This is a genomic window from Rhodoferax sp. ZS1R8, assembly GCF_056521325.1.
In genome coordinates, this window is record NZ_JBWMBA010000004.1 from 447,693 (window position 1) to 468,669 (window position 20,977).

Here is a 20,977-nt window from a genome sequence, read left to right on the forward strand (position 1 = left end):
TACGCTTGCCATACGAGGGCTAGCGGCTGATTTGGCATATGAAGCCTTGGCAATCAGCGTTTCAGCGCCGCCTGCGTGATGCCGGCCAAAGACACCCGGGTGCTGATCAACTCGGGCTCCAGCATCACCTCAATCAACGTGCCCTCGGGCCGCGCCAGCGCCGCCAGCAGCTCGGCCTCAAAGTCGGCCGTACGCTGGATGCGCACACCGGCGTAGCCATATGCGCGGGCCAGTGCGGCAAAGTCGGGGTTGTGCAGTGAGGTGCCTGCACCTGCCACGTGCTGCGGGTATTCGCGCTCCTGGTGCATGCGTATCGTGCCGTACATGCCGTTGTTCAACAGCAGGATGATGGTCTTGGCGCCGTGCTGCACAGCGGTGGCCAGCTCTTGGCCGTTCATCAGAAAGTCGCCGTCACCGGCAATCGTGAACACCACCCTGCCCTGCCCGGCTGCCGTTGGACTCGCCTTGCTGGTGATGGCGGCGGCAATGCCGGCCGGCACGCCGTAGCCCATCGCCCCATTGGTCGGCGCGAGTTGCGTCTTGAAACCCTTGGCCAGCCCGCTGTAGCGGTAAAAACGGTGCAGCCAGCTGGCGAAGTTGCCGGCGCCATTGGTCAGCACCGCATCGACCGGCAAATGTTTTTGCACCGTGGCGATGACGCTGTGCATGTCCACCAGCCCGCGCTCGGTATCGGCCGGCAGGTCCTTGATGGGGCTGGCTTGCAGGTTGGCCACGTAGTCGGCATTGCAGGCCTGCGCCCATGCTTCCCACACCACATCTTTGGGGGCAGCCAGCACCTCCAGCGAGCGGGCCGCGGCGCGCATGCTGGCGTGGATGGCCAGGTCGGCCTGGTAGACACGGTTCAGCTCTTCGGCGCTGGAGTGGATGTGCACCAGGGTTTGTTTACTGCGCGGTGCTTGCAGCAGCGTGTAGCCGCCGGTCGTCATCTCGCCCAGGCGCGGGCCGATGGCAATGACCAGGTCAGATTCGCCAATGCGCTTGGCCAGCGCGGGGTTGATGCCAATACCGACATCACCGGCATACAGCGGGTGGTGGTTGTCAAACGTGTCCTGGAAGCGGAAGGCATTGCCCACCGGCAGGCGCCAGGCTTCGGCAAAACGCTGCAGGGCCTGGGCGGACTGGGGTGTCCAGCCGCTGCCACCGGCAATTACAAAGGGTCGCTCGGCCTTCATCAGCATCTCGCGCAGCGTGCGCAAAGCGCCAGGGTCGCTCCAGGCATCCGACGGCTCGACACGGGCCAGGGGGGCAGGTACCACACCGGTCATGTGGTGGGCCGCAACAGCTTGCGTCAGCATGTCTTCTGGCAGCACCAGCACCACCGGGCCGGGGCGGCCGTTCATCGCGGTGGCAAACGCGCGGGCAATGTATTCAGGGATGCGGGCCGCGTCGTCAATACGCTCCACACGCTTGGCCATGCCCAGCGCGCTGGGGCCGAACATGACGCGGTAGTCCATCTCTTGAAAGGCTTCGCGGTCGCGCTGGTCGCTGGCTACGTCGCCAATCAGCAGCACCATCGGTGTGGAATCCTGGAATGCGGTGTGCACGCCGATGCAGGCGTTGGTGGCGCCGGGGCCGCGCGTTACAAAGCAAACGCCGGGGCGGCCGGTCAGCTTGCCGTGGGCCTCGGCCATGAAGGCTGCGCCGCCCTCTTGCCGGTTGACGACAAACTGGATGCGGTCGCGGTAGAGATGGAAGCCATCCAAGACTGCCAGATAGCTTTCGCCGGGTACTCCAAAGGCGTGGGTAACGCCTTGTTCAATCAGGCATTGCACGAGCAGGTGGCCGGCAATCTGGGGAGCGGGTGTAGAGGGGGTAGGTGTCAAATTCATGGGCACTATTGTCCACGCTCACGGCCCCCTTTTTGCCGCCCCTTCCCTTGGGGTTTACACCTTGGCAGCCGCCAATACAGCACGTGCGCGGTGGTAGCTGCCGGTGCCACGGTGTGGCACCACGTCGGTGGGCAACACGTCGCCCGGTTGGTAGGTGGGGCCGCTGTCCAAGCGTGCGTAGTACGGCGCGAACTCCGTGTTGGCCAGCGCCAGCAGGTCTTCCAGCTTGTCCAACACGAAATAGGTTTCCTGGAAATCGTCGATGCGGTAGTTGGTGCGCATCACGCGCTCCAGCTCAAAGCCAATGCGGTTGGGCGAATCGCTTTGGACGGAAAAGGTGCTCTCGGAAAACGAGGATGCGATGCCGGCGCCGTAAATGCGCAAGCCTTCCTTTTGCTGCACCAGGCCAAACTCCACCGTGTACCAGTAGACCCGTGCCAGGTTCGTCAGCTTGCCCAGCTTCTGGGCACGCAAACCACCCTGGCCATAGGCCTGGATGAAGTCCGCCATCACCGGGTGCATCAGCATGGGGACGTGGCCAAACACGTCGTGGAACACATCAGGCTCTTCCAGGTAATCCAGCTCGTGTGCCCCGCGGATGAAGTTGCCAGCGGGGAAACGTCGATTGGCCAGGTGTTCAAAAAACACATCGTCAGGCACCAGGCCGGCCACCGCTACGATCTGCCAGCCGGTCTTGCGCATCAGCGTTTCGGACAGCTTCTCGAAATTAGGAATTTCGTCGGCGGACATCGGCAAGTTCTGCATGCCCTCAACAAAATCGTCGCAGGCCAGGCCCGGCAACAGCTTGGTCTGGCGGTCAAACAGCGTCTTCCATACGGCGTGTTGCTCAGGGGTGTAGTTATCCCAACCCTGGTCTATGGTCCAGTCGGCGCGCTGCGGTGCGGCTGCAGGGCCTGCAGCCAGACCGTGTTTAACCTTCGCGGGTATTGCTTGCATATCAGCCCCCTGGTTTGTAGCCGGTAAACGCCTGGTCACACATGCGGGCCAGCGCGATGTCATTGCTGCTAAGGCCCTGCACATCGTGTGTGGTCCACGTGATCAGCACCTTGTTGTACACGTTGCTCCACTCGGGGTGGTGGTTGTACTTTTCAGCGGCAATCGCAATCTGGGTCATGAAGGCATAGGCCTGCATGAAGTCTGCCAGCACAAATTCACGCGTGATGGCGCCCAGCTTGGCATCAAAAATCCATAGCGGCAAGGCCTTCAGTTGTTGTGCAGCTTCTTGCCCATCGAGTTTTTGAATGGCCATCATCAATCCGCCGTGATGACGCCGCGGCGCAACTGGTCGCGCTCCAACGATTCAAACAAGGCCTTGAAGTTGCCTTCGCCAAATCCATCATCGCCCTTGCGCTGGATAAATTCAAAGAACACCGGGCCCAGCACCGTAGCCGAGAAGATTTGCAGCAGCAGGCGGCGGTCGCCGTCCTTGCTGACGCCGTCCAGCAGGATGCCACGGCTCTGCAGCGCACCCACGTCTTCACCGTGGTTAGGCAGTCGGCCTTCCAGCATTTCGTAATAGGTGGCGGGAGGTGCCGTCATCAGTGGCACGCCGGCCGCTTTCAGGCTATCCAGCGTGGCAACCAGGTTGTCGCAAATCAAGGCAATGTGTTGAATGCCTTCGCCGTTGAATTGCATCAGATACTCTTCAATCTGGCCGGTCTTGCCCGATGCTTCTTCGTTCAACGGGATGCGGATCATGCCGTCCGGCGCAGTCATGGCGCGCGAGGTCAGGCCGGTGTATTCGCCCTTGATGTCGAAGAAGCGGATCTCGCGGAAGTTGAAAATCTTCTCGTAAAAACCACCCCAGTAGGCCATGCGGCCACGGTACACATTGTGGGTCAGGTGGTCGATGAGTTTGAGGCCATGGCCGAAGGGGTGGCGGTCCACACCGGGCAAGAATTCAAAGTCGATGTCGTAGATGGACTTGCCTTCTTCAAATCGGTCGATCAGGTACAGCGGCGCACCGCCAATGCCCTTGATGGCGGGCAAACGCAGCTCCATGGGGCCGGGTTGGATCTCGATCGGTTGTGCGCCCAGTTCCAGCGCGCGGGCATAGGCCTTGTGTGAATCGCGCACCCGGAAAGCCATGCTGCAGGCGCAGGGACCGTGCTCGGCCGAAAAGTAAGCTGCGTGGCTCTTGGGCTCGCGGTTGATGATGAAGTTGATGTCGCCCTGGCGGTACAGGTCCACATCCTTGGAGCGGTGGCGCGCCACGTGCTTGAAGCCCATCTTTTCAAAAATGGGCTCGATCAGGCCGGGTGTGGGGGATGCAAATTCGACAAACTCAAACCCCATGAGTCCCATCGGGTTGTCAAACAAATCGGCCATTGTGCTGCTCCTGTTTTTTGTGAAATGGATGGTCTAGATTGTGGACAAAAGCACGCGCACAGTGTGAGCAATTTGCGCCATAGAACACTAAATATATGCATAATTCATGCATGAATCAAGAGAAATATGACGATTTGCTGCTCGACAAGTTCGATATCAGCTTGCTGGCCGCATTGCAAAAGGATGCCCACGCAACCAACCAGCAGGTGGGCGAGCAGATCCATTTGTCGGCGTCCCAGGTCAGCCGGCGCATCCAGCGGCTGGAGGGCATGGGCATAGTACGCCGCTACGTTGCGCTGCTAGACCCGGCCGCCATCGGCCTGGGTGTGCGTGCCATCAGTTATGTGACGCTGAGCCGCCACGGCGGTGACGAAGGTTCAGCCTTTGAGCGCGAAATTACGGCCATCCCCGAAGTACTGGAGTGTTACGCAGTGGCCGGTGAATCCGACTACATACTGCAAATCGTCGCCGCCGATCTGGGTGTGCTGTCAGAGTCCGTGCTGCGCGTGCTGACCCGCATCAAGGGTGTGGCCAATATCCGCTCCAACATCGTGCTGAACTGCATCAAATCCAGCACCGAGCTGCCGTTGGGCCATATCGGCAAGGCGGCGGACGGTGCAGCGCGCAAGGTACGCATCGCCGGGTAATACCTTCGCAAGTTTTCTCCCGTGAATAGCTCCGCTGTGTAGGGAATCGTCTTGACAGCGCCTGCGACAACTCTCTAAAACGTCCTTTCAATAGCGAATAAAAGGGAGGACGCATGGGGATGGCCGTAAATCCGTGCATTGACACGAAGAGTTTTTTAAACCGGCGCAATACGGCCGTCCTGGTGGGCGCCTTGGTTTTATGGCGCCTGTACCTGTCAGCAACGCTGCAATTGCACCCCGACGAGGCTTACTACTGGCTGTGGTCACGCAACCTGGACATCGGCTATTTTGACCACCCGCCCATGGTGGCCTATTTCATTTGGTTCACGACGCTGTTGTCCAAGTCTGAGCCGTGGGTGCGGCTGTCGGGCACGCTGGTGTCGCTGGCGCTGAGCGTACTGATCTGGCGCCTGGCCATGCAGCTCTACAAAAGCGAACGCGTGGCCGCCGGTAGCGTCATCTTGTTCAACGTGCTGCCACTAACCACCTTGGGCCTGGTGGTGGTGACGCCGGACACGCCGGTGCTGTTGTTCTGGTCGCTGGGCATCTATGTGTTTTGGCAGGCCCTGCACAGCGAGAAGACCTGGCTGTGGTATCTGCTGGGTGTCATCCTGGGGCTTGCCCTGCTGTCCAAATACACGGCCGTCCTGATGCTGCCGTGCATGCTGCTGTACCTTGCATCCACCGAGCACCGCCGCTGGCTGAAGACGCGCTACCCCTACATGGCTGTGCTGATCGCTTGCGTGTGCTTCTCGCCCGTGGTGGTGTGGAACAGCCAGCACGGGTGGATATCGTTTACGTTCCAATTGAAAAATGGCCTGGACAGCGACACTTATTCACTGGCCAAGGTCGGCGAATACATCGGCGGGCAGATGCTGGTTACCGGTCCCATCCTGTGGATCGCGGGCCTGTGGGCGGCCGCTGTGGGTGTCTTCTACCGCAGGGACAAGAATACGCTGTTGCTGGTCTGCACAGCTATTCCTGTCATCGCGTTCTTTGCCCTGTCGTCGCTCAAGAAAGCCGCTGGACCCAACTGGCCTGCCTTTGCCTACGTCAGCTTTTGCATACTGGTGGCATGGTATTGCCTGGGTGCCACGTCGCAGGGCAAAGCCAAGCGCCAGTGGCTGTGGTCCACTGCCGTGGTTTCGAGCCTGGCACTGTCGGCCGTTTCGTCGTTGCATGCCCGATTCAACTTGATTCCGTTGAGCCGTTTCTCGCAGGAGCTGGCCGCGGCCGACGCCACCAACTATTTCTATGGCTGGAAGGAGTTGGCAGCCGAGGTTGCCAAGTACCCGGACAAACGCATCGCGATGACCCCATCGCACCAGCTCAGCGCCGAGATCATCTATTACACCGATGGTTACCTGCGTGCTGGAACGGCGCGCGCCTCGCGCCCCAGCCAGTTCAACCTGTGGAGCTGGTCCAAAGGCCTGCCCGGGCAAGAAGAACTTTACGTATGGACCGACAGCGATTCGATAGGCCGCAATATCAACTACCTGATATCACCTGCGAACAGCGATTCGCTAGCAATCGTGCGGGACGGCAGCGTAGTGCGCACCTTGCACTTGGTACCGGCTGAATACTTTGAACTGGAGCCTTTCGCCGTCCAATAAGGTCCCGAGGCGCCCGTCAGCGGGACCCAGCTGTGCTATTGCGCCCTGCTCCACGCTTGCCGGCCCACGTAGTCCATCAGGTATTCAGAAAAGCGACGTGCGGCGGGCGAAAGCGGCCGGTCTTTGCGCGTGAACACCAAAAACTTGCGCCGCGCTACCGGGTCTAGCAGGGGCCGGCTTTGCAGTTGGTGCAGGCGGATAAGGCTGCTGGCATAGGGCAAGCAGGTGGTCACACCCAGTCCGGCGCTGACCATTGCAAAGGCCGTTGTCATGAAGCCGACCTCGTTGGCCGGGTTCAGCGCCTCGTCGTGCAGGGAGTCGTGCAGGTCCACCCGCAGGCGGTGTGTGAACTCGCCCTTGAGCGCAATCACCGGGTAGCGCAAGGCATCGTCCCAGGTCACGCGCTTTTTCTTGTTCAAGGGGTGATCGCTTCGGAACACAACGACGAACGGGATCTCGAAGAGAGTCTGGGCTTCAATATCAGCCGATGGCTCGCGCTCCGGACCGACGCCAAAGTCCACCTCACCGCTATGCACCTTGGGCAGCACATGCTCCACCATGCAGTCCGACAGACGGATCTCAATGTCGGGGTACTCCTGCTTGAAGCCGGCTATCACCTCCGGCAGCACGGATGCCGACATCAGCTGCGGCGCCGCCACGCGCACCAGGCCGCGTTTGAGCGCCTTTAGATCAGTGATGGTGTCCAGCGCGCCATCCAGGTCTTGCAGCAGCCGCGCGACCAGCGGGTAGAACTCGCGCCCTGCTTCCGACAGGCTGACCTTGCGCGTGCTGCGGTTGACCAGCTGCACGCCCAGCGTCTGCTCCACCTCCTTGATCAGGCCGCTGAGCGCGGACTGCGTCACATGCAGGCTGGTGGCAGCATCGGTAAAACTGCCGGTGTCGGCCAGCGCCACAAAGGCCCGCAGCTGGCGCAGCGTGATATTCATAAGTTATCTGTATAAATTCATCAGAAAAATCTGTTTGAATGATAGATCAAACTCCCCTCTAATAGCGGCCATTGCGCCCCGACTGCGCTGCTCAGGAGAAAACCATGCTGATCCAAAAAATCCACCATGTGGCCTACCGCTGCATCAACGCCAAGCAAACCGTGGAGTGGTACACCAAGCACCTGGACATGGGCTTTGTGCTGGCCATCGCCGAGGACGAGGTGCCATCTACCAAGGCGCCTGACCCCTACATGCATGTCTTCCTGGATGCGGGCAATGGCAATGTGCTGGCCTTCTTCGAGCTGCCCAACAGCCCCCCTATGGACCGCGACCACAACACGCCGTCGTGGACGCAGCACCTGGCATTTGAAGTCGGTACGCTGGCCGAACTGGAAGCGCAAAAGGCCAAGCTGGAAGCCGCAGGCATCGAGGTGATTGGCGTAACCGACCACACGATCTTCAAATCCATCTACTTCTTTGATCCCAACGGCCACCGCCTGGAGCTGTCGGTCAACGTCGCCACACCGGCCATGACCAAGGCGCTGGACGATGTGAAGTGGGACATGCTCAACGAATGGGACCGCACCAAGAAAGCACCCAAACACGCCGCGTGGATGCACAACGGCAAGGGCATTCCCGGCCAATGAGCATGACGAACACAATGACAATATCCGCCAACGAAACCCATAACCCGGAGTTGCGCAGCTGGGTCGCCTCTGCCAACGCCGCAGGCACTGACTTCCCTATCCAGAACCTGCCCTTTGGCGTGTTCCGCCGTTATGGCAGCGCCGAGGCATTCCGCGTCGGTGTAGCCATTGGAGACCAGATACTGGACCTGACCGCCGCCCACACCAAGAGCATCTTCACCGGCGATGCTGGCACTGCCGCCCAAGCCTGCTGTGCGCCCACGCTGAATGCCTACATGGCTCTGGGTACCCACGCCTGGTCTGCACTGCGCTTGGCCCTGTCACGTGCGCTGCGAGAAGGCTATGCGTTGCAGTCCGCGCTGAGCACCTGCCTGGTCGCGCAGGCCGATGCCGAATTTGCCGTGCCCGCGCAAATTGGCGATTACACCGACTTCTACACCTCGGTCCACCACGCGACGAATATCGGCAAGCTGCTGCGCCCGGACAACCCGCTGTTGCCCAACTACAAGTGGATTCCCATTGGTTACCACGGCCGGTCCTCATCCATTGGCATATCCGGCCAGGAACTGCGCCGCCCGGTGAGCCAGGTCATGCGCCCCGGCGCGACCGAGCCTGTGCTGGCGGCCAGCGCGCGCATGGACTACGAATTGGAGATGGGCATCTTCATCGGCCCTGGCAATGCGCTAGGCGAGCCGGTGCCTATGGTTGAGGCTGAGCAGCATGTGTTTGGCCTGTGCCTGTTCAACGACTGGTCCGCACGCGACGTGCAGGGTTGGGAATACCAGCCGCTGGGCCCTTTCCTGGCCAAGAATTTTGCGAGCACGGTGTCACCCTGGATCGTGACGATGGAGGCCCTGGCACCCTATCGCCAGGCGTGGACCCGTGCCGAGGGCGATCCACAACCCCTGCCCTACCTGGATTCGCCAGGGCTGCGCGAACAAGGCGCGGTCAACATCGGGCTGGAAGTCCTGATCCAGACCGCCGCGATGCGCGAACAAGGCTTGGCCGAGCACCGCCTATCCCACAGCAACTTCCGCGACGCCTACTGGTCCGTGTCGCAAATGGTGGCGCACCACACAGTCAATGGTTGTAACCTGCAGCCCGGCGATCTGCTGGGCAGTGGCACGCAGTCCGGCCCTGCGTTGGATGAAGCAGGCTCCATGATGGAGCTGTCCAAAGGCGGCAAGGAAGCCATCACGCTGCCCAACGGCGAGAAGCGCACATTTCTGGAAGACGGCGACACCATCATCTTCCGTGGCAGCTGCCAGGCACCCGGAGCGGCACGCATTGGCTTTGGTGAAGTGCGCGGCACGGTGCTGCCTGCCCGATCCTTGGCTTGAAGGAGTTGATGTCCATGCTCCAGCTCTACAGTTACTTTCGCAGCTCAGCCTCGTACCGCGTGCGGATTGCGCTCAACCTCAAGGGCCTGCCGTTTGAATACGTGCCCGTGCATTTGCTGAAAGACGGCGGCCAGCAGCACGCAGCGGACTACCAGCGCATCAACCCGGCCGAACTGGTGCCAGCGCTCGTAGACGATGGGCATTCCATTGGGCAATCATTGGCCATCATGGAATACCTGGATGAAACCCACCCCGAGCCCGCACTGCTGCCGCGTGACGCGCTGGGCCGGGCTCGCGTGCGCGCACTCGCACAAAGCATTGCCTGCGAAATCCATCCGCTGAACAACCTTCGCGTGCTGCAGTACCTGGAGCACGACCTGAAAGTGGACGAAGCCACCAAGGCCACCTGGTACCGCCACTGGATCACGCTGGGCTTTACCGCTGTGGAGGCCATGCTGGCCGACAACCCGCACACAGGCACCTTCTGCCATGGCGAGACGCCTGGTCTGGCCGACTGCTGCCTGATCCCGCAGATCGCGAATTCACGGCGCTTCGAGACGCCGCTGGACGCCTTTCCGACGATCCGCCGGATTGAACAAGCCTGCCTGGCGCTGGATGCCTTTGCCAAGGCCGCGCCGCAACTGCAGCCAGACGCGGTGTAGTTAAGACGATTCCTCAGGCAAGACCAACAGCGTTTGCACCTGCGCCAGCAGTGCGTCCAGGCGCTGCGCCGGGAATCCGGCTTTGCGCAAGGTAACCAAACCAAACACCAGCGCCAGGGCTGCTGCTGCCCTGTCGCTGGCGAGCGGGGGCGCAAAGCCCGCCTCCACCAGCAGGTCAGCCACCACTTGGGTCATCCGTGCAATGTGGGCCTGGCAATAGGCGGTGAGCTCCGCGTCGTGCAGCGCAAGTTCCGTCACCGTGTTGACGATGAAACATCCCTCCGACCCGCCCCGGGTATCTGCCATCGTGGCAAGAATGGTCTGTACAGCCTCCATCGGGTCGGCGCCTGACCGGGCCATATCGCCCATGGCCTCCAGAAACCGCTCCGCGTAGGCACGAATGGCTTCGTCATACAAGGCCTGTTTGGAACCAAAGCAGGCATAGAAGCTGGACTTGCTTAGGCCCATGGCCGCAAGCAAATCGTCCAGTGACGTGGCCTCAAAACCCTTGCGCCAGAACACCTCCATAGCTTTCTGCAGAGCGTCCTCGTGCGTGAACTGGCGCGGACGACCCGCGCAGTTTGGGGTCTTTGGAAGGGCGTTAACCTCGGTCTGCTTCAACATGGTTTACATTATGGACCAGTCAGTCCTTAATCTTGCCGATGCGCTCCATTCACCACACGAACATGCTTGTATGACCCCTACTCCACCACCCCCCGCCTTTGAACTTTTTGCCTTCTGGCGCACATCGGCAACTTACCGCGTGCGGGTGGCGCTAAACCTTAAAGGACTGATGGCGCATGAGCGCATCGTCAACCTCGATTTGGGTGAGCAGCGCAGCCCGGAATTCCTGAAAATCAACCCGCTGGGCGCTATACCAGCGCTGGTAGAACCCGGCCATGCCCCGCTGACCCAGTCGCTGGCAATTCTGGAATATTTGGAAGAATTTCAGCCCACTCCACCCCTGCTGCCCACCGATCTGCACGGACGCGCGCGGGTCCGATCCTTGGCCGCCATGCTGGCCGCCGACACACACCCGCTGATCACGCCGCGTGTCAAAAAATACTTGACATCGAACGCCGCCTTTGACGATGCCGCGTGGCGCGCCTGGCAGATCCAGTGGCTCGGCACCGGCTTGGCTGCCGTTGAACAGCGCCTGGCCAGTGAGAAAGAGACCGGCAGGTTCTGCCACGGCGACACACCCACGATGGCCGACATCCTGTTGTCCAGCATCGTCGTCATGACGCGCGTGTTCAAAATCAACGTGCCCGACATTCCCACCATTGATCGCATCATGCAGGCCTGTGACGCGCATGATGCCTTTGCGCAGGCCGAGCCGTCTCGCCAAGTCGGCTCACCGGCCTAATCGTTTTCCCCTCAACCTCAACTTCAAACGACTTATGAACATCCAGAAATCCGTTTTAAACATTGCGCTGAGCACAGCGTTGGCAGTCGCCGCATTGGGCATGGGCGTGGTTGGCACGGCACACGCCGCAGCACCCATGGTCAAGACATCGGCCCCGGGTTACTACCGCATGATGCTGGGCGACTTTGAAGTGACCGCCCTGTCCGACGGCACGGTTAAGCTGCCGGTCGACAAGATTCTGACCAACACCACGCCGGCCAAGGTCAACAAGGCCCTGGGCAAGGTGTACCAGTCTGCACCGCTGGAGACCTCGGTCAACGGCTATCTGATCAATACCGGCAGCAAGCTGGTTCTGATCGACACCGGTGCGGCCAAGCTGTTTGGCCCTACGCTGGGCGATCTGGCCGCCAACCTGAAGGCCGCTGGCTACCAACCCGAGCAGGTGGACGAGGTCTACATCACCCACATGCATGCCGACCACGTCGGTGGCTTGATGGACGGCGACAAGCTGGCGTTCCCCAATGCCACCGTTCGTGCGGACAAGCACGACGCCGACTACTGGCTCAGCCAGGCTAACCTGGACAAGGCGCCGGCCGATGCCAAAGGTTTTTTCCAAGGCGCCATGGCGTCGTTGAACCCCTACGTCAAGGCCAACCGGTTTTCGACATTCGATGGCGACACCGAGTTGGTTCCGGGCGTCAAGGCCATGGCTTCGCGCGGGCACACCGCTGGCCACAGCACTTATGTGGTGGAGAGCAAAGGCCAGAAGCTGGTGCTGTGGGGCGACCTGATGCACGTGGCCGCCGTACAGTTTGACGAGCCATCGGTCACGATCGCGTTTGACTCTGACAGCAAAGCCGCCGCCGCTCAGCGCAAGGCAGCCTATGCCGACGCTGCCAAGGGTGGTTACCTTGTAGGCGCATCGCACATATCTTTCCCAGGCCTGGGACGTTTGCGTGCCAATGGCAAGGGTTACACCTGGGTGCCACTGAACTACAGCGTGGTCCGGTAAGCGCCAGGTACCGCGGCGCAGCGCCCGGTTTAAGCTGCAGGCTTTGCAAACGTAGGGAGTGGAACATGACGACATCCGATACGAACCAAAGCCTGTCAGCTTCAGAATTGATCTCGGAAAAAATAGCCGCACTCGGAGGCTGGCGCGGGCAGACGCTGGCCCGGATGCGCCAACTCATCACCGAAGCCGTTCCGGACGTGGTTGAGACGTGGAAGTGGATGGGCACCCCGGTCTGGGAGCACAACGGCATCCTGTGCACCGGGGAATCCTACAAAGACAAAATCAAGCTGACCTTCGCCAAGGGCGCGTCGTTGAAGGACCCTAAAAAGCTCTTTAACTCCAGCCTGGACGGCAACGCGCGCCGGACACTAGACATCTTTGAAGGGGACGAAGTGGACGCAACCGCGTTCAAGGCACTCATCCGCGAGGCCGTGGATCTGAATGGCGCTCCCAAGTCCAAGCCTGCCAAGAAAGCCAAGGCATGAAGGCGTTGTCGGCATCGTCATTTGGCACACCTCAGGGATCCGTTTGCAGGCCGTGTGCGTTTCTGCGGTCGCAGGGCGCAGAGGTAGGTCGCTTCCTGGCACGCTGATCCAAGCCTAGATGCACCAGAATTCGCTATCAATCTGGTAGCGGCTTACGCTCGTCCGGCGGGGGCTACAGCCCGATTTGGCTTGGAAAACTTGGTGTAGATGACACACCAGTTAGCAGATCAACATACGCACCCTCAACTAGCTGCGACTGCGCTACTCCCAGCTTGGCCATCATTGCGTAGGCCTCTTGCACACCTGCCCAGGCAGCTTCGCCATCGGTCAACATAACCTCCAGTTCGAGGAAGTCACCCAGGCCTTCAACACTGTCCAAATGAATGCGCGTCTGCCCCGCTGCAAACAGCGTGCGGTGTTTTTTGACACGGCCAGACTCGCCGCAAGCCAGGGACAGCGTCTCACGCAGCGCATCCGGCGAGTGGGTGGGCGCGGTGGTGAAAAAGCTCTCCTTCGGCCCTTTTTCATCGGACCGTTGGTAGAAGATCAGTACGCCGGAGCCATCTGCGAAAGCACGCAACTTGAGGCGCCCTGTCGCACATCGGAAGAACGTGTCGTCCTGCCGGATTTCGACCGGGTCGCCGCCGCTTATGGCGGCAGCGATGGGCTTGAGTTGCTCTACGCTGTCGATGCGGGCTTTGATTTCGATGTTTTTCGGCATGGCGCTATGGCGTGACGTGGGATCAGGCCATCGCAATGGTCGACGCCAGCGCCACACCGTGTGGCGCTACATAGTTCGCAACCACCCAGGCGCGACTGCGGTGGCTGGACGCGTCGGCCAGCAACTCCAGCATCGCTCCTGTGGATGCCTTGTCCAGCGCCGCAAAGGGCTCGTCCAGCAACGTAACGGTGGCTCCGCTGGCGAACGCTGCGGCCAGGTAGACCTTGCGTTTGGTGCCGGTGGACAGCATGTACAGCGACTTGGGTAGATGGGGCAGCAGCGCAAAGGCTTCGGTCAATTCCGCCAGCAGTGCGCTATCGAAGCTGGGGTACTGCTTGCGCACGGCATCCCAGTAGGCCTGCGGCGTCAGCGCGTCGAACGCGTCGGTGCGCGGATCCACCCAAAAGATCTGGCTGCGATAGGACTGGGCGGTGCCAGCCATGGGCAGGCCATTGATCAGCAGGCTGCCGCTGTGGGCTGCCAGCTCGCCCGCAAGCAAGCGCAACAACGTAGTCTTGCCGGTGCTCTCGTCACCACCCAGCCAGGTCACGCCGGACGGGACGTTGACCGAGAAACCGTTGAACAGCGCCTGCTTGCCAAAGCCAAAGACCAAGCCTCGGGCCTGCAATACAGCGGCGTTGGGTGTCGGCTCAGGAGCAGCGTCAGCCATGCCGGGTGCCACGCCTTTCGCGCGAGGTCAGGCTTTTTCGCTGGGTGGCGTGACCGTGGCGCGCGCCAGCATGCGGCTGACAGTCCGAGGGTCCAGGCCGTACATGTCGGCGAAGACTGCGACCGGTTTGCCGCTGGCCGTGAATGCCTGTAGCAAGGCTTCGGTCTTGGCGGCGCGGGCCTCTGCCTCCACCACGGCCTCGTCCAACACGGCGTTGGCGGCTTCGTCGCGGCTGCGGACGAGTTCGCCATAGGCCAGCGGCGTCAGGCCTGAAGCTTCCCAGGCGGTCACGATGCGTTGGACCAGTTTGGGGCGCAAGTCTTCCTTGCTGCGCGTCTGGCGGCGGCGAAACACTTCGAGCAGCGCGTGGTGCACGTGCTCGGGCGCCATGGCTTCTACTGGCTTGCCCTGCAGGTCGTGCCGATCGGCACCGGACGCAACAGCAGTCAGGTAGCGGGTGGAGCGGGTGTGCAGCGAAAGCGCGGCCTTCAGGCTGTCGCGTTCGAAGACTTCCGGATGCGCTTCTTGCAGGTCTTGGAAAATGCCGCGCTTCAGCGGCAAAAACACCGCGCCGAAAAGCTGGGGGTACAGCGCCGCCATTTTTTCCAGCACCGGAAAGACGTCGGGCTTGGGCGCACGCTTGGGGGCAGCGTTGGCGGTCCCAAGGGTCTCGGCGGGCGCATCAGCCGGAGCAACGGCGACGGCTTCAGCCGGGGTAATTGGCGCTACGGTTTCAACCGCTTCGGAAGGAGAAGGAGGCAAGGTGTCGGTCATGGAAAACGAATGAAAGCTGGCGAAAAAGCCCTCCATCATGCCAGCGATTGGGTTTGCCCCCCTGACAACGCTCTAACGCGCCACCGTCCGCAAGCCCACGCCCAGCGCTGCACCCACGCTCAACAGCAGCACCAGCGCGGCTCCCAGCAGGGTTGCGCCATACCAACCGCGGTCCATGAATACGCCAAAAACGATGGGCGAAATCGCAAAACCGGTGTCCAGGCCCGAATACACCAGGCCATAAACCCTGCCGGTTGCGCCCTTGGGCGTGGCCTTTTTGATCATCATGTCGCGCGACGGACCGCCAATGCCGACCGCAAAGCCGGTGATGGCCAGCACCACCATCGTGGCCGTACCGCCGAGCCAGCCTGTGCCGCAAATTGCCAGCAACACCGCTCCCGTGGCCATCGCCATGGCGACCACGCGGTCGCTATTGGCAGCGCGAGCGGCGATGAAGCCGCCCACGAACATGCCCACGGCGCCGCACAGCATGTAGGCCGTCAGCGTGTAGGTGGCCGCCTCAAAGCTGATGCCGTGCATGGCCTTGAGGATGGATACAGAGAAACTCTGCACCACGGCCAGCGTCATCGTCGACAGCAAAAAGAAACCAAAGCACCACCACACCACCGGCAGCTTCATGAAGGCCATATCGTGCTCGGCATCGCCCGCGGCCTGCGGGTCGCGGCGCACCACCTGGGTGCTGAGCTTGTCGCGCTGCAAGACGAGCAGGACCAGGATGACCACGTACATCAATGCGGCGGCCACATAGGCATTGCGCCAGCCAATCGCTGCGCCAAATCCGGCAAAAAACACCGGAGCCGCGGCCCAGCCCAGGTTGCCGGTCAAGCCGTGGGCGCTGAAGGCATAGCCCAGGCGGGGTGCCGACACGCGCTGGTTCAAAATCGTGAAGTCCACCGGGTGGAAAGTGGCATTGCCCAGGCCCGCCAGCGCGGCGACCAGCATCAGGCCGACATACCCCGTGACCATGGAAGCCGCCACGCAGGCCGCAATGAAAATGCCCAAGGCCGTGAACATCAACGGCCGTGCACCCACGCGGTCCACGACAAAACCCGCGCAGGCCTGGCCCACGCCAGAGACCACAAAAAAGGTCGTCATCAGCAGGCCCAGCTCGGAATAGCTCAGGCCAAATTCCTTCATGAACACCGGAAACATCAGCGGTAGCAGCAGGTGCCCAAAATGGGAACTGGCGTGTGCCAAGCCGACCAGGCCGATGATGGTGGCGTCTTGTTGCATGGGCACAGCCGGGGCCGCGGCGGGGGCACTGGAGAAGGTCGTCGTGTTCATGGCGCAATAGTAGGACGCAGTGCCGCATGCAGGAATACGACAATAAGACAATAATCGTCGAAATCCAGCCAAACACCCTGCTCACTTTCAGACGCACCATGCCTGCCCCGAAGACTCGCTCAACGCTCACGCCGGTCAGCATTGATAACTCCGCCAACCGTGCCCCCTCACCCGAACGCCCCGTGCGCAGCCGGGCCCGCCCGCTGGCCATGGATGCCCACATTGAACCCCACCACCACGCCTGGTCGCAGTTCACCTACTGCGCCAGCGGCCTGATGCAGGTGACGGTCACCCAGGGTGGTGTGCAGACCACCTATATCGTCCCGCCCACCCGAGCCGTTTGGATACCGCCTCTGGTGCAACACCGTGTGGTGGTGCTGGAGGACGCCGAACTGCGCACGGTGGATTTGGACCCATCGGTCACGCCACCGGGCTGGGTCGATTGCCGCGTGCTGATGGTCAGCAAGCTGCTGCGTGAACTGGTGCACGCGCTGGAAGACTCGGCACCCGGACCGCGCGACGACGCCATCATGGCCTTGACCGTGGACGAAATGGCGAATGCCACCACGCAAGCCTTGGGCGTGCCCATGCCCCATGCCGAGCACGGTGACAAGCGCCTGCGTGCGCTGTGTGAGGCGGTGCTGCGCGACCCAGCCGAGCGCTCGCAGCTGCGCGACTGGGTGGCAGACGTCGGCGCTAGCGAGCGCACGGTGGCGCGTTTGTTCCGGGACGAGTTGGGTACCAATTTCCAACAATGGCGCCAGCAAGCCATCCTGGCCCACGCCCTGCCGCTGCTGGCACGCGGCCTGCCGATCAGCCAAGTGGCAGCCGCCAGCGGATACGCCAGCGACAGCGCCTTCAGCGCCATGTTCAAACAGGCCATGGGCAAAGCGCCCAGCCATTTCCAAAACAAAACGCTATCAAAGCAATAGCTGTATGCGCTCATTCCACGAGGGCTAGCGGCCATTTTCGCTGCAACCCTGCCCTTGCTGCAGGCGCTCAACCCCTTGCCGTGACCCGCGGCGTGCTGGCCGTGTGCAGCTGCAACACCGTGCACAACCTGCGAGCGCGGCAATCTCGATGCAGTCCTTCGCGTGGGGATAATGAGCCCATGTATATCCGAACCGATGACCTCACCGGCCCCGAAATTCACGGCCTGCTGGAAGAACACCTGCAGCATATGCACCAGCTCTCGCCACCCGGGAGCGTGCATGCGCTGGACCTGGACGCTCTGCGCCGGCCGGAAATCACGTTCTGGACGATCTGGTCCGAAGACGGCGCACTGATGGGCAGCGGTGCGCTCAAGTCGCTGGGTAACGGCCATGGCGAAATCAAGTCCATGCGCACGGCCGAGGCGCACCGCGGCAAGGGTGTGGGCCAAGCCATGCTGGGCCATATTCTGACCGAGGCCCGCAAGCGGTCTTACACGCGGCTCAGCCTGGAGACCGGTCCCGCACCGGGCTTCGCGTCCGCATTGCGGCTGTATAGCCGCTTTGGTTTCGCCGAGTGCGGGCCGTTTGCCGACTACGCCGAAGACCCTTACAGCGTCTTCATGACGATGGCGCTGTAGAGCAGGTGCAGGGCCGGGGCGCAGCATGAGCTTTGTTTGGATAGCCGCCCTTTACGCGGCAATGAGCGCCGTCACCTTCATTGCCTACGCGATGGACAAATCCGCCGCCAAGCGGGGCGATTGGCGCACGCCCGAGAGAACCCTGCATCTGCTGGCTCTGGCAGGCGGCTGGCCTGGAGCCTTGTGCGCGCAACAGCTGCTACGGCACAAGTCGTCCAAGGCTTCGTTTCGGTCCGTCTTCTGGGCAACCGTTTTTGCCAATGTGGGGGGCTTCGTACTTCTATGCACACCATTGGCAAACTTGCTACTGAAAAGATAGCTGCTCACGCATATTCGGCGAGGGCTAGAGACCTAAATGATCTATAGCCCTCCTCCAAACGGAATCCTCAGGCAAAGCTGAACTGCCCCGGCGCCTGAATCGTGTCCACGCCCACATGGATGGTGTCCTTGGGCGCAAACCTGCCCTCCAGCAACAGCTTGGACAGCGGGTTTTCAATCCGCTGCTGAATCGCACGCTTCAACGGCCGCGCACCAAACACCGGATCAAAACCCACCTTGGCCAGCTCGGCCACGGCGGCATCGCTGACGGCCAGCGTCAAGTCCATCTTGGCCAGTCGGGCCATCAGCACCTGCAACTGGATCTTGGCGATGTTGGCGATATGGGTCGCGTCCAAGGAATGGAAGACCACCGTCTCGTCAATGCGGTTCAAAAACTCGGGGCGGAAGTGGTTCTTCAGCTCACCGGTCACCGCATCCTTCACATCCTCGTAATCCTGGCCGACCATGGACTGGATCATCTGCGAGCCAATATTGCTGGTCATCACGATGATGGTGTTCTTGAAGTCCACGGTGCGGCCCTGGCCGTCGGTCAGGCGGCCATCGTCCAGCACCTGCAGCAGCACGTTGAACACATCGGGGTGGGCCTTTTCAATCTCGTCCAGCAGCAACACGGCATAGGGTTTGCGGCGGACGGCCTCAGTTAAATAGCCACCCTCCTCGTAACCCACATACCCAGGCGGCGCACCGATCAGGCGGGCCACGGAATGCTTCTCCATGAATTCACTCATGTCGACGCGGACCAGGTGCTCTTCGGAATCGAACATGAAGCCCGCCAAAGCCTTGCACAGCTCTGTCTTGCCCACGCCCGTAGGGCCCAGGAACAAGAAGGAACCCGTGGGGCGGTTCGGGTCGCTCAAGCCAGAGCGGGAGCGGCGGATGGCATTGGCCACGGCGGCAATGGCTTCGTCCTGCCCGACCACGCGGTCGTGCAGCTTGGTTTCCATCTGCAGCAGCTTGTCGCGCTCGCCCTGCAACATCTTCGCGACCGGAATACCGGTGGCGCGGCTGACCACTTCGGCAATCTCGTCAGCGCCCACCATGGTGCGCAACAGTTGGGCACGGCCACCGTCCTTGGCGTTCTTGGCCTTGCCGGCCTCTTGGGCCTGGGCGTCTTTCAGGCGTTTTTCCAGCTCGGGCAGCTTGCCGTATTGCAGCTCGCCAGCCTTGTTGAAGTCACCCTTGTCGGTCAGCTCCTTGATCTGCAGGCGGACCTTTTCCACCTCTTCCATGATGGTCTTGGAGCCTTGGGCCTGGGCCTTCTCAGACTTCCACAACTCATCCAGATCGGCGATTTCTTTTTGCAGCGCGGTGATCTCTTCGTTGATCAGCTCCAGGCGCTTTTGCGAGGCATCGTCCTTCTCACGCTTCACCGCCTCGCGCTCGATCTGCAGCTGGATCAGCCGACGGTCTTTCTTGTCCATGACCTCGGGTTTGGAGTCCAGCTCGATCTTGATTTTGGATGCGGCTTCATCGATCAGGTCGATCGCCTTGTCGGGCAGGAAACGGTCGGTGATGTATCGGTTGGACAGCTCCGCCGCGGCTACGATGGCAGGGTCGGTGATCTGCACTCCGTGGTGGACTTCGTAACGTTCTTTGAGGCCGCGCAAGATGGCAATGGTGGCTTCCACCGTGGGCTCGCCGACCAGGATTTTCTGGAAGCGGCGCTCCAGCGCGGCATCTTTTTCGATGTACTTGCGGTATTCGTCCAGTGTGGTGGCGCCCACGCAGTGCAGTTCGCCACGGGCCAGCGCGGGCTTGAGCATGTTGCCAGCGTCCATCGCGCCCTCGGCCTTGCCGGCACCCACCATGGTGTGCAGCTCGTCGATGAACACAATGGTCTGGCCCTCGTCCTTGGCCAGGTCTTTCAGCACATTCTTCAGGCGCTCTTCAAACTCTCCGCGGAACTTGGCACCGGCCAGCAGCGCGGCCATGTCCAGGCTCAACACGCGTTTGCCCTTCAGCGATTCGGGCACTTCACCGGCCACGATGCGCTGGGCCAGGCCCTCCACAATCGCGGTCTTGCCTACGCCGGGTTCGCCAATTAGCACGGGGTTGTTCTTGGTGCGGCGTTGCAGCACCTGAATGGCACGGCGGATCTCGTCGTCGCGGCCGATCACCGGGTCCAGCTTGCCCATGCGGGCGCGTTCGGTCAGGTCGATACAGTATTTCTTCAGCGATTCGCGCTGTTCTTCGGCATCGGCGTTGTCCACGCTCTGGCCGCCGCGCACGGTGTCGATGGCACTCTCCAGACTTTTGCGGGTCATGCCGCTGGCGCGGGCAATGTTGCCGATCTCGGCCTTGCTGTCGGACAGCGCCAGCAGGAACATGTCGTTGGAGACAAACTGGTCCTTGCGCTTGATGGACTCTTTCTCGGACGCCTGCAACAGGGCGCCCATGTCGCGGTCCACGGATATCTGATCCTGCCCCTGCACCTGGGGCTGCTTCTTTACGTAGGCCTCGGCAGCCGACAACAACTGCGGCACGTTGACGCCCGCGCGCTGCAGCAAGGCCTTTGGGCCGTCGTCCTGGCGCAGCATGGCCACCAGCAAGTGGGCGGGGGTGATGTAGGCGTGGTCGTTGGACAGCGCCAGTGTTTGCGCTTCCCCCAAGGCTTCCTGGAATTTGGTGGTGAGTTTGTCCATTCGCATTTTGAAATTCTCCGGTTAGCAGTGAGCTTGGG

General features: G+C 61.4%; 22 protein-coding genes. 11 read left to right on the forward strand and 11 right to left on the reverse strand.

What is annotated here, in order from left to right; genetic code table 11:
* Window positions 1-53 precede the first annotated feature (53 nt).
* Genes AC097P_RS16185 through hppD form a run of 4 tightly spaced genes read right to left on the reverse strand, consistent with a single transcriptional unit; the run spans window position 54 to window position 4,199 of the window.
* On the reverse strand, window positions 54-1,850 hold the full coding sequence (locus AC097P_RS16185) for a thiamine pyrophosphate-binding protein (protein ID WP_479611459.1): 1,797 nt from the start codon (window positions 1,848-1,850) through the stop codon (window positions 54-56).
* Between the two features lie 54 nt (window positions 1,851-1,904).
* On the reverse strand, window positions 1,905-2,807 hold the full coding sequence (gene phhA / locus AC097P_RS16190) for a phenylalanine 4-monooxygenase (protein ID WP_479611460.1): 903 nt from the start codon (window positions 2,805-2,807) through the stop codon (window positions 1,905-1,907).
* Between the two features lies 1 nt (window position 2,808).
* Entirely contained in the window at window positions 2,809-3,120 is a 312-nt protein-coding gene (locus AC097P_RS16195) for a 4a-hydroxytetrahydrobiopterin dehydratase (RefSeq protein WP_479611461.1), read from the reverse strand.
* A gap of 2 nt (window positions 3,121-3,122) precedes the next feature.
* Window positions 3,123-4,199 carry a 4-hydroxyphenylpyruvate dioxygenase gene (gene hppD, locus AC097P_RS16200; RefSeq protein ID WP_479611462.1) on the reverse strand — a complete coding sequence of 359 codons (1,077 nt, stop codon included), beginning with the start codon at window positions 4,197-4,199 and terminating at the stop codon, window positions 3,123-3,125.
* 110 nt (window positions 4,200-4,309) lie between these two features.
* Between hppD and AC097P_RS16205 the strand changes: the two genes are divergently transcribed.
* Window positions 4,310-4,846, forward strand: coding sequence for an Lrp/AsnC family transcriptional regulator (locus AC097P_RS16205; RefSeq protein ID WP_479611463.1), 537 nt, complete (start codon window positions 4,310-4,312; stop codon window positions 4,844-4,846).
* Window positions 4,847-4,965: 119 nt separating this feature from the next.
* The gene (locus tag AC097P_RS16210; protein ID WP_479611464.1) at window positions 4,966-6,459 is read left to right on the forward strand and encodes a glycosyltransferase family 39 protein; all 1,494 of its coding nucleotides are present in this window, start codon (window positions 4,966-4,968) and stop codon (window positions 6,457-6,459) included.
* Window positions 6,460-6,494: 35 nt separating this feature from the next.
* Here AC097P_RS16210 and AC097P_RS16215 read toward each other — a convergent pair whose 3' ends face one another.
* Entirely contained in the window at window positions 6,495-7,406 is a 912-nt protein-coding gene (locus tag AC097P_RS16215; RefSeq protein ID WP_479611465.1) for a LysR family transcriptional regulator, read from the reverse strand.
* Window positions 7,407-7,510: 104 nt separating this feature from the next.
* Between AC097P_RS16215 and AC097P_RS16220 the strand changes: the two genes are divergently transcribed.
* The 3 genes from AC097P_RS16220 to maiA (AC097P_RS16230) are packed head-to-tail and all read left to right on the forward strand — an operon-like array spanning window position 7,511 to window position 10,055.
* On the forward strand, window positions 7,511-8,053 hold the full coding sequence (locus AC097P_RS16220; RefSeq protein WP_479611466.1) for a VOC family protein: 543 nt from the start codon (window positions 7,511-7,513) through the stop codon (window positions 8,051-8,053).
* Between the two features lie 14 nt (window positions 8,054-8,067).
* A complete protein-coding gene (gene fahA, locus AC097P_RS16225; RefSeq protein WP_479611467.1) occupies window positions 8,068-9,393 on the forward strand; it encodes a fumarylacetoacetase in 1,326 nt (441 codons plus the stop codon).
* A gap of 14 nt (window positions 9,394-9,407) precedes the next feature.
* Window positions 9,408-10,055 (forward strand): maleylacetoacetate isomerase, encoded by a 648-nt coding sequence (gene maiA, locus AC097P_RS16230; RefSeq protein ID WP_479611468.1) that lies wholly within the window; start codon window positions 9,408-9,410, stop codon window positions 10,053-10,055.
* On the opposite strand, the gene AC097P_RS16235 is transcribed toward maiA (AC097P_RS16230), so the two are convergent.
* On the reverse strand, window positions 10,056-10,679 hold the full coding sequence (locus AC097P_RS16235; protein WP_479611469.1) for a TetR/AcrR family transcriptional regulator: 624 nt from the start codon (window positions 10,677-10,679) through the stop codon (window positions 10,056-10,058).
* Between the two features lie 70 nt (window positions 10,680-10,749).
* On the opposite strand from AC097P_RS16235, the gene maiA (AC097P_RS16240) reads away from it, so the two are divergent.
* The 3 genes from maiA (AC097P_RS16240) to AC097P_RS16250 all read left to right on the forward strand — a co-directional run bounded on the left by maiA (AC097P_RS16240) (window position 10,750) and on the right by AC097P_RS16250 (window position 12,918).
* On the forward strand, window positions 10,750-11,421 hold the full coding sequence (gene maiA, locus AC097P_RS16240) for a maleylacetoacetate isomerase (RefSeq protein WP_479611470.1): 672 nt from the start codon (window positions 10,750-10,752) through the stop codon (window positions 11,419-11,421).
* Window positions 11,422-11,455: 34 nt separating this feature from the next.
* Complete coding sequence (locus tag AC097P_RS16245) at window positions 11,456-12,433, forward strand: MBL fold metallo-hydrolase (RefSeq protein WP_479611471.1); 978 nt, start codon at window positions 11,456-11,458, stop codon at window positions 12,431-12,433.
* A 65-nt stretch (window positions 12,434-12,498) separates the two neighbouring features.
* Entirely contained in the window at window positions 12,499-12,918 is a 420-nt protein-coding gene (locus tag AC097P_RS16250; protein WP_479611472.1) for a DUF1801 domain-containing protein, read from the forward strand.
* Between the two features lie 172 nt (window positions 12,919-13,090).
* Here AC097P_RS16250 and AC097P_RS16255 read toward each other — a convergent pair whose 3' ends face one another.
* From AC097P_RS16255 to AC097P_RS16270, 4 genes are all read right to left on the reverse strand, one after another.
* Entirely contained in the window at window positions 13,091-13,639 is a 549-nt protein-coding gene (locus tag AC097P_RS16255) for a class IV adenylate cyclase (RefSeq protein ID WP_479611473.1), read from the reverse strand.
* Between the two features lie 22 nt (window positions 13,640-13,661).
* Window positions 13,662-14,309, reverse strand: coding sequence for an ABC transporter ATP-binding protein (locus AC097P_RS16260; protein ID WP_479611474.1), 648 nt, complete (start codon window positions 14,307-14,309; stop codon window positions 13,662-13,664).
* A gap of 27 nt (window positions 14,310-14,336) precedes the next feature.
* Complete coding sequence (locus AC097P_RS16265; RefSeq protein WP_479611475.1) at window positions 14,337-15,083, reverse strand: ProQ/FINO family protein; 747 nt, start codon at window positions 15,081-15,083, stop codon at window positions 14,337-14,339.
* Between the two features lie 72 nt (window positions 15,084-15,155).
* A complete protein-coding gene (locus tag AC097P_RS16270; RefSeq protein WP_479611476.1) occupies window positions 15,156-16,388 on the reverse strand; it encodes an MFS transporter in 1,233 nt (410 codons plus the stop codon).
* Between the two features lie 98 nt (window positions 16,389-16,486).
* Here AC097P_RS16270 and AC097P_RS16275 point away from each other — a divergent pair, with 98 nt between their 5' ends.
* The 3 genes from AC097P_RS16275 (at window position 16,487) to AC097P_RS16285 (ending at window position 18,277) form a co-directional block, all read left to right on the forward strand.
* Window positions 16,487-17,320 (forward strand): AraC family transcriptional regulator, encoded by an 834-nt coding sequence (locus tag AC097P_RS16275; RefSeq protein WP_479611477.1) that lies wholly within the window; start codon window positions 16,487-16,489, stop codon window positions 17,318-17,320.
* A gap of 179 nt (window positions 17,321-17,499) precedes the next feature.
* Complete coding sequence (locus AC097P_RS16280; RefSeq protein ID WP_479611478.1) at window positions 17,500-17,958, forward strand: GNAT family N-acetyltransferase; 459 nt, start codon at window positions 17,500-17,502, stop codon at window positions 17,956-17,958.
* Window positions 17,959-18,019: 61 nt separating this feature from the next.
* Window positions 18,020-18,277 carry a DUF1294 domain-containing protein gene (locus tag AC097P_RS16285; RefSeq protein ID WP_479611653.1) on the forward strand — a complete coding sequence of 86 codons (258 nt, stop codon included), beginning with the start codon at window positions 18,020-18,022 and terminating at the stop codon, window positions 18,275-18,277.
* A 67-nt stretch (window positions 18,278-18,344) separates the two neighbouring features.
* Here AC097P_RS16285 and clpB read toward each other — a convergent pair whose 3' ends face one another.
* Window positions 18,345-20,945: an ATP-dependent chaperone ClpB gene (clpB, locus tag AC097P_RS16290; RefSeq protein WP_479611479.1), complete on the reverse strand. Its 2,601-nt coding sequence runs from the start codon at window positions 20,943-20,945 to the stop codon at window positions 18,345-18,347.
* Between the last annotated feature and the right edge of the window lie 32 nt (window positions 20,946-20,977).

Excerpts from the sequence above, each read along its gene's own strand:
- AC097P_RS16275 (WP_479611477.1), top strand. The coding sequence starts at position 16,487 with ATGCCTGCCCCGAAGACTCGCTCAACGCTCACGCCGGTCAGCATTGAT.
- AC097P_RS16285 (WP_479611653.1), top strand. The coding sequence starts at position 18,020 with ATGAGCGCCGTCACCTTCATTGCCTACGCGATGGACAAATCCGCCGCC.
- AC097P_RS16255 (WP_479611473.1), bottom strand. The coding sequence starts at position 13,639 with ATGCCGAAAAACATCGAAATCAAAGCCCGCATCGACAGCGTAGAGCAA.
- AC097P_RS16280 (WP_479611478.1), top strand. The coding sequence starts at position 17,500 with ATGTATATCCGAACCGATGACCTCACCGGCCCCGAAATTCACGGCCTG.
- hppD (WP_479611462.1), bottom strand. The coding sequence starts at position 4,199 with ATGGCCGATTTGTTTGACAACCCGATGGGACTCATGGGGTTTGAGTTT.
- AC097P_RS16220 (WP_479611466.1), top strand. The coding sequence starts at position 7,511 with ATGCTGATCCAAAAAATCCACCATGTGGCCTACCGCTGCATCAACGCC.
- AC097P_RS16250 (WP_479611472.1), top strand. The coding sequence starts at position 12,499 with ATGACGACATCCGATACGAACCAAAGCCTGTCAGCTTCAGAATTGATC.
- maiA (WP_479611470.1), top strand. The coding sequence starts at position 10,750 with ATGACCCCTACTCCACCACCCCCCGCCTTTGAACTTTTTGCCTTCTGG.
- AC097P_RS16185 (WP_479611459.1), bottom strand. The coding sequence starts at position 1,850 with ATGAATTTGACACCTACCCCCTCTACACCCGCTCCCCAGATTGCCGGC.
- AC097P_RS16235 (WP_479611469.1), bottom strand. The coding sequence starts at position 10,679 with ATGTTGAAGCAGACCGAGGTTAACGCCCTTCCAAAGACCCCAAACTGC.
- fahA (WP_479611467.1), top strand. The coding sequence starts at position 8,068 with ATGACAATATCCGCCAACGAAACCCATAACCCGGAGTTGCGCAGCTGG.
- clpB (WP_479611479.1), bottom strand. The coding sequence starts at position 20,945 with ATGCGAATGGACAAACTCACCACCAAATTCCAGGAAGCCTTGGGGGAA.
- AC097P_RS16210 (WP_479611464.1), top strand. The coding sequence starts at position 4,966 with ATGGCCGTAAATCCGTGCATTGACACGAAGAGTTTTTTAAACCGGCGC.
- AC097P_RS16270 (WP_479611476.1), bottom strand. The coding sequence starts at position 16,388 with ATGAACACGACGACCTTCTCCAGTGCCCCCGCCGCGGCCCCGGCTGTG.
- AC097P_RS16265 (WP_479611475.1), bottom strand. The coding sequence starts at position 15,083 with ATGACCGACACCTTGCCTCCTTCTCCTTCCGAAGCGGTTGAAACCGTA.
- AC097P_RS16260 (WP_479611474.1), bottom strand. The coding sequence starts at position 14,309 with ATGGCTGACGCTGCTCCTGAGCCGACACCCAACGCCGCTGTATTGCAG.
- maiA (WP_479611468.1), top strand. The coding sequence starts at position 9,408 with ATGCTCCAGCTCTACAGTTACTTTCGCAGCTCAGCCTCGTACCGCGTG.
- AC097P_RS16245 (WP_479611471.1), top strand. The coding sequence starts at position 11,456 with ATGAACATCCAGAAATCCGTTTTAAACATTGCGCTGAGCACAGCGTTG.
- phhA (WP_479611460.1), bottom strand. The coding sequence starts at position 2,807 with ATGCAAGCAATACCCGCGAAGGTTAAACACGGTCTGGCTGCAGGCCCT.
- AC097P_RS16215 (WP_479611465.1), bottom strand. The coding sequence starts at position 7,406 with ATGAATATCACGCTGCGCCAGCTGCGGGCCTTTGTGGCGCTGGCCGAC.
- AC097P_RS16205 (WP_479611463.1), top strand. The coding sequence starts at position 4,310 with ATGAATCAAGAGAAATATGACGATTTGCTGCTCGACAAGTTCGATATC.
- AC097P_RS16195 (WP_479611461.1), bottom strand. The coding sequence starts at position 3,120 with ATGGCCATTCAAAAACTCGATGGGCAAGAAGCTGCACAACAACTGAAG.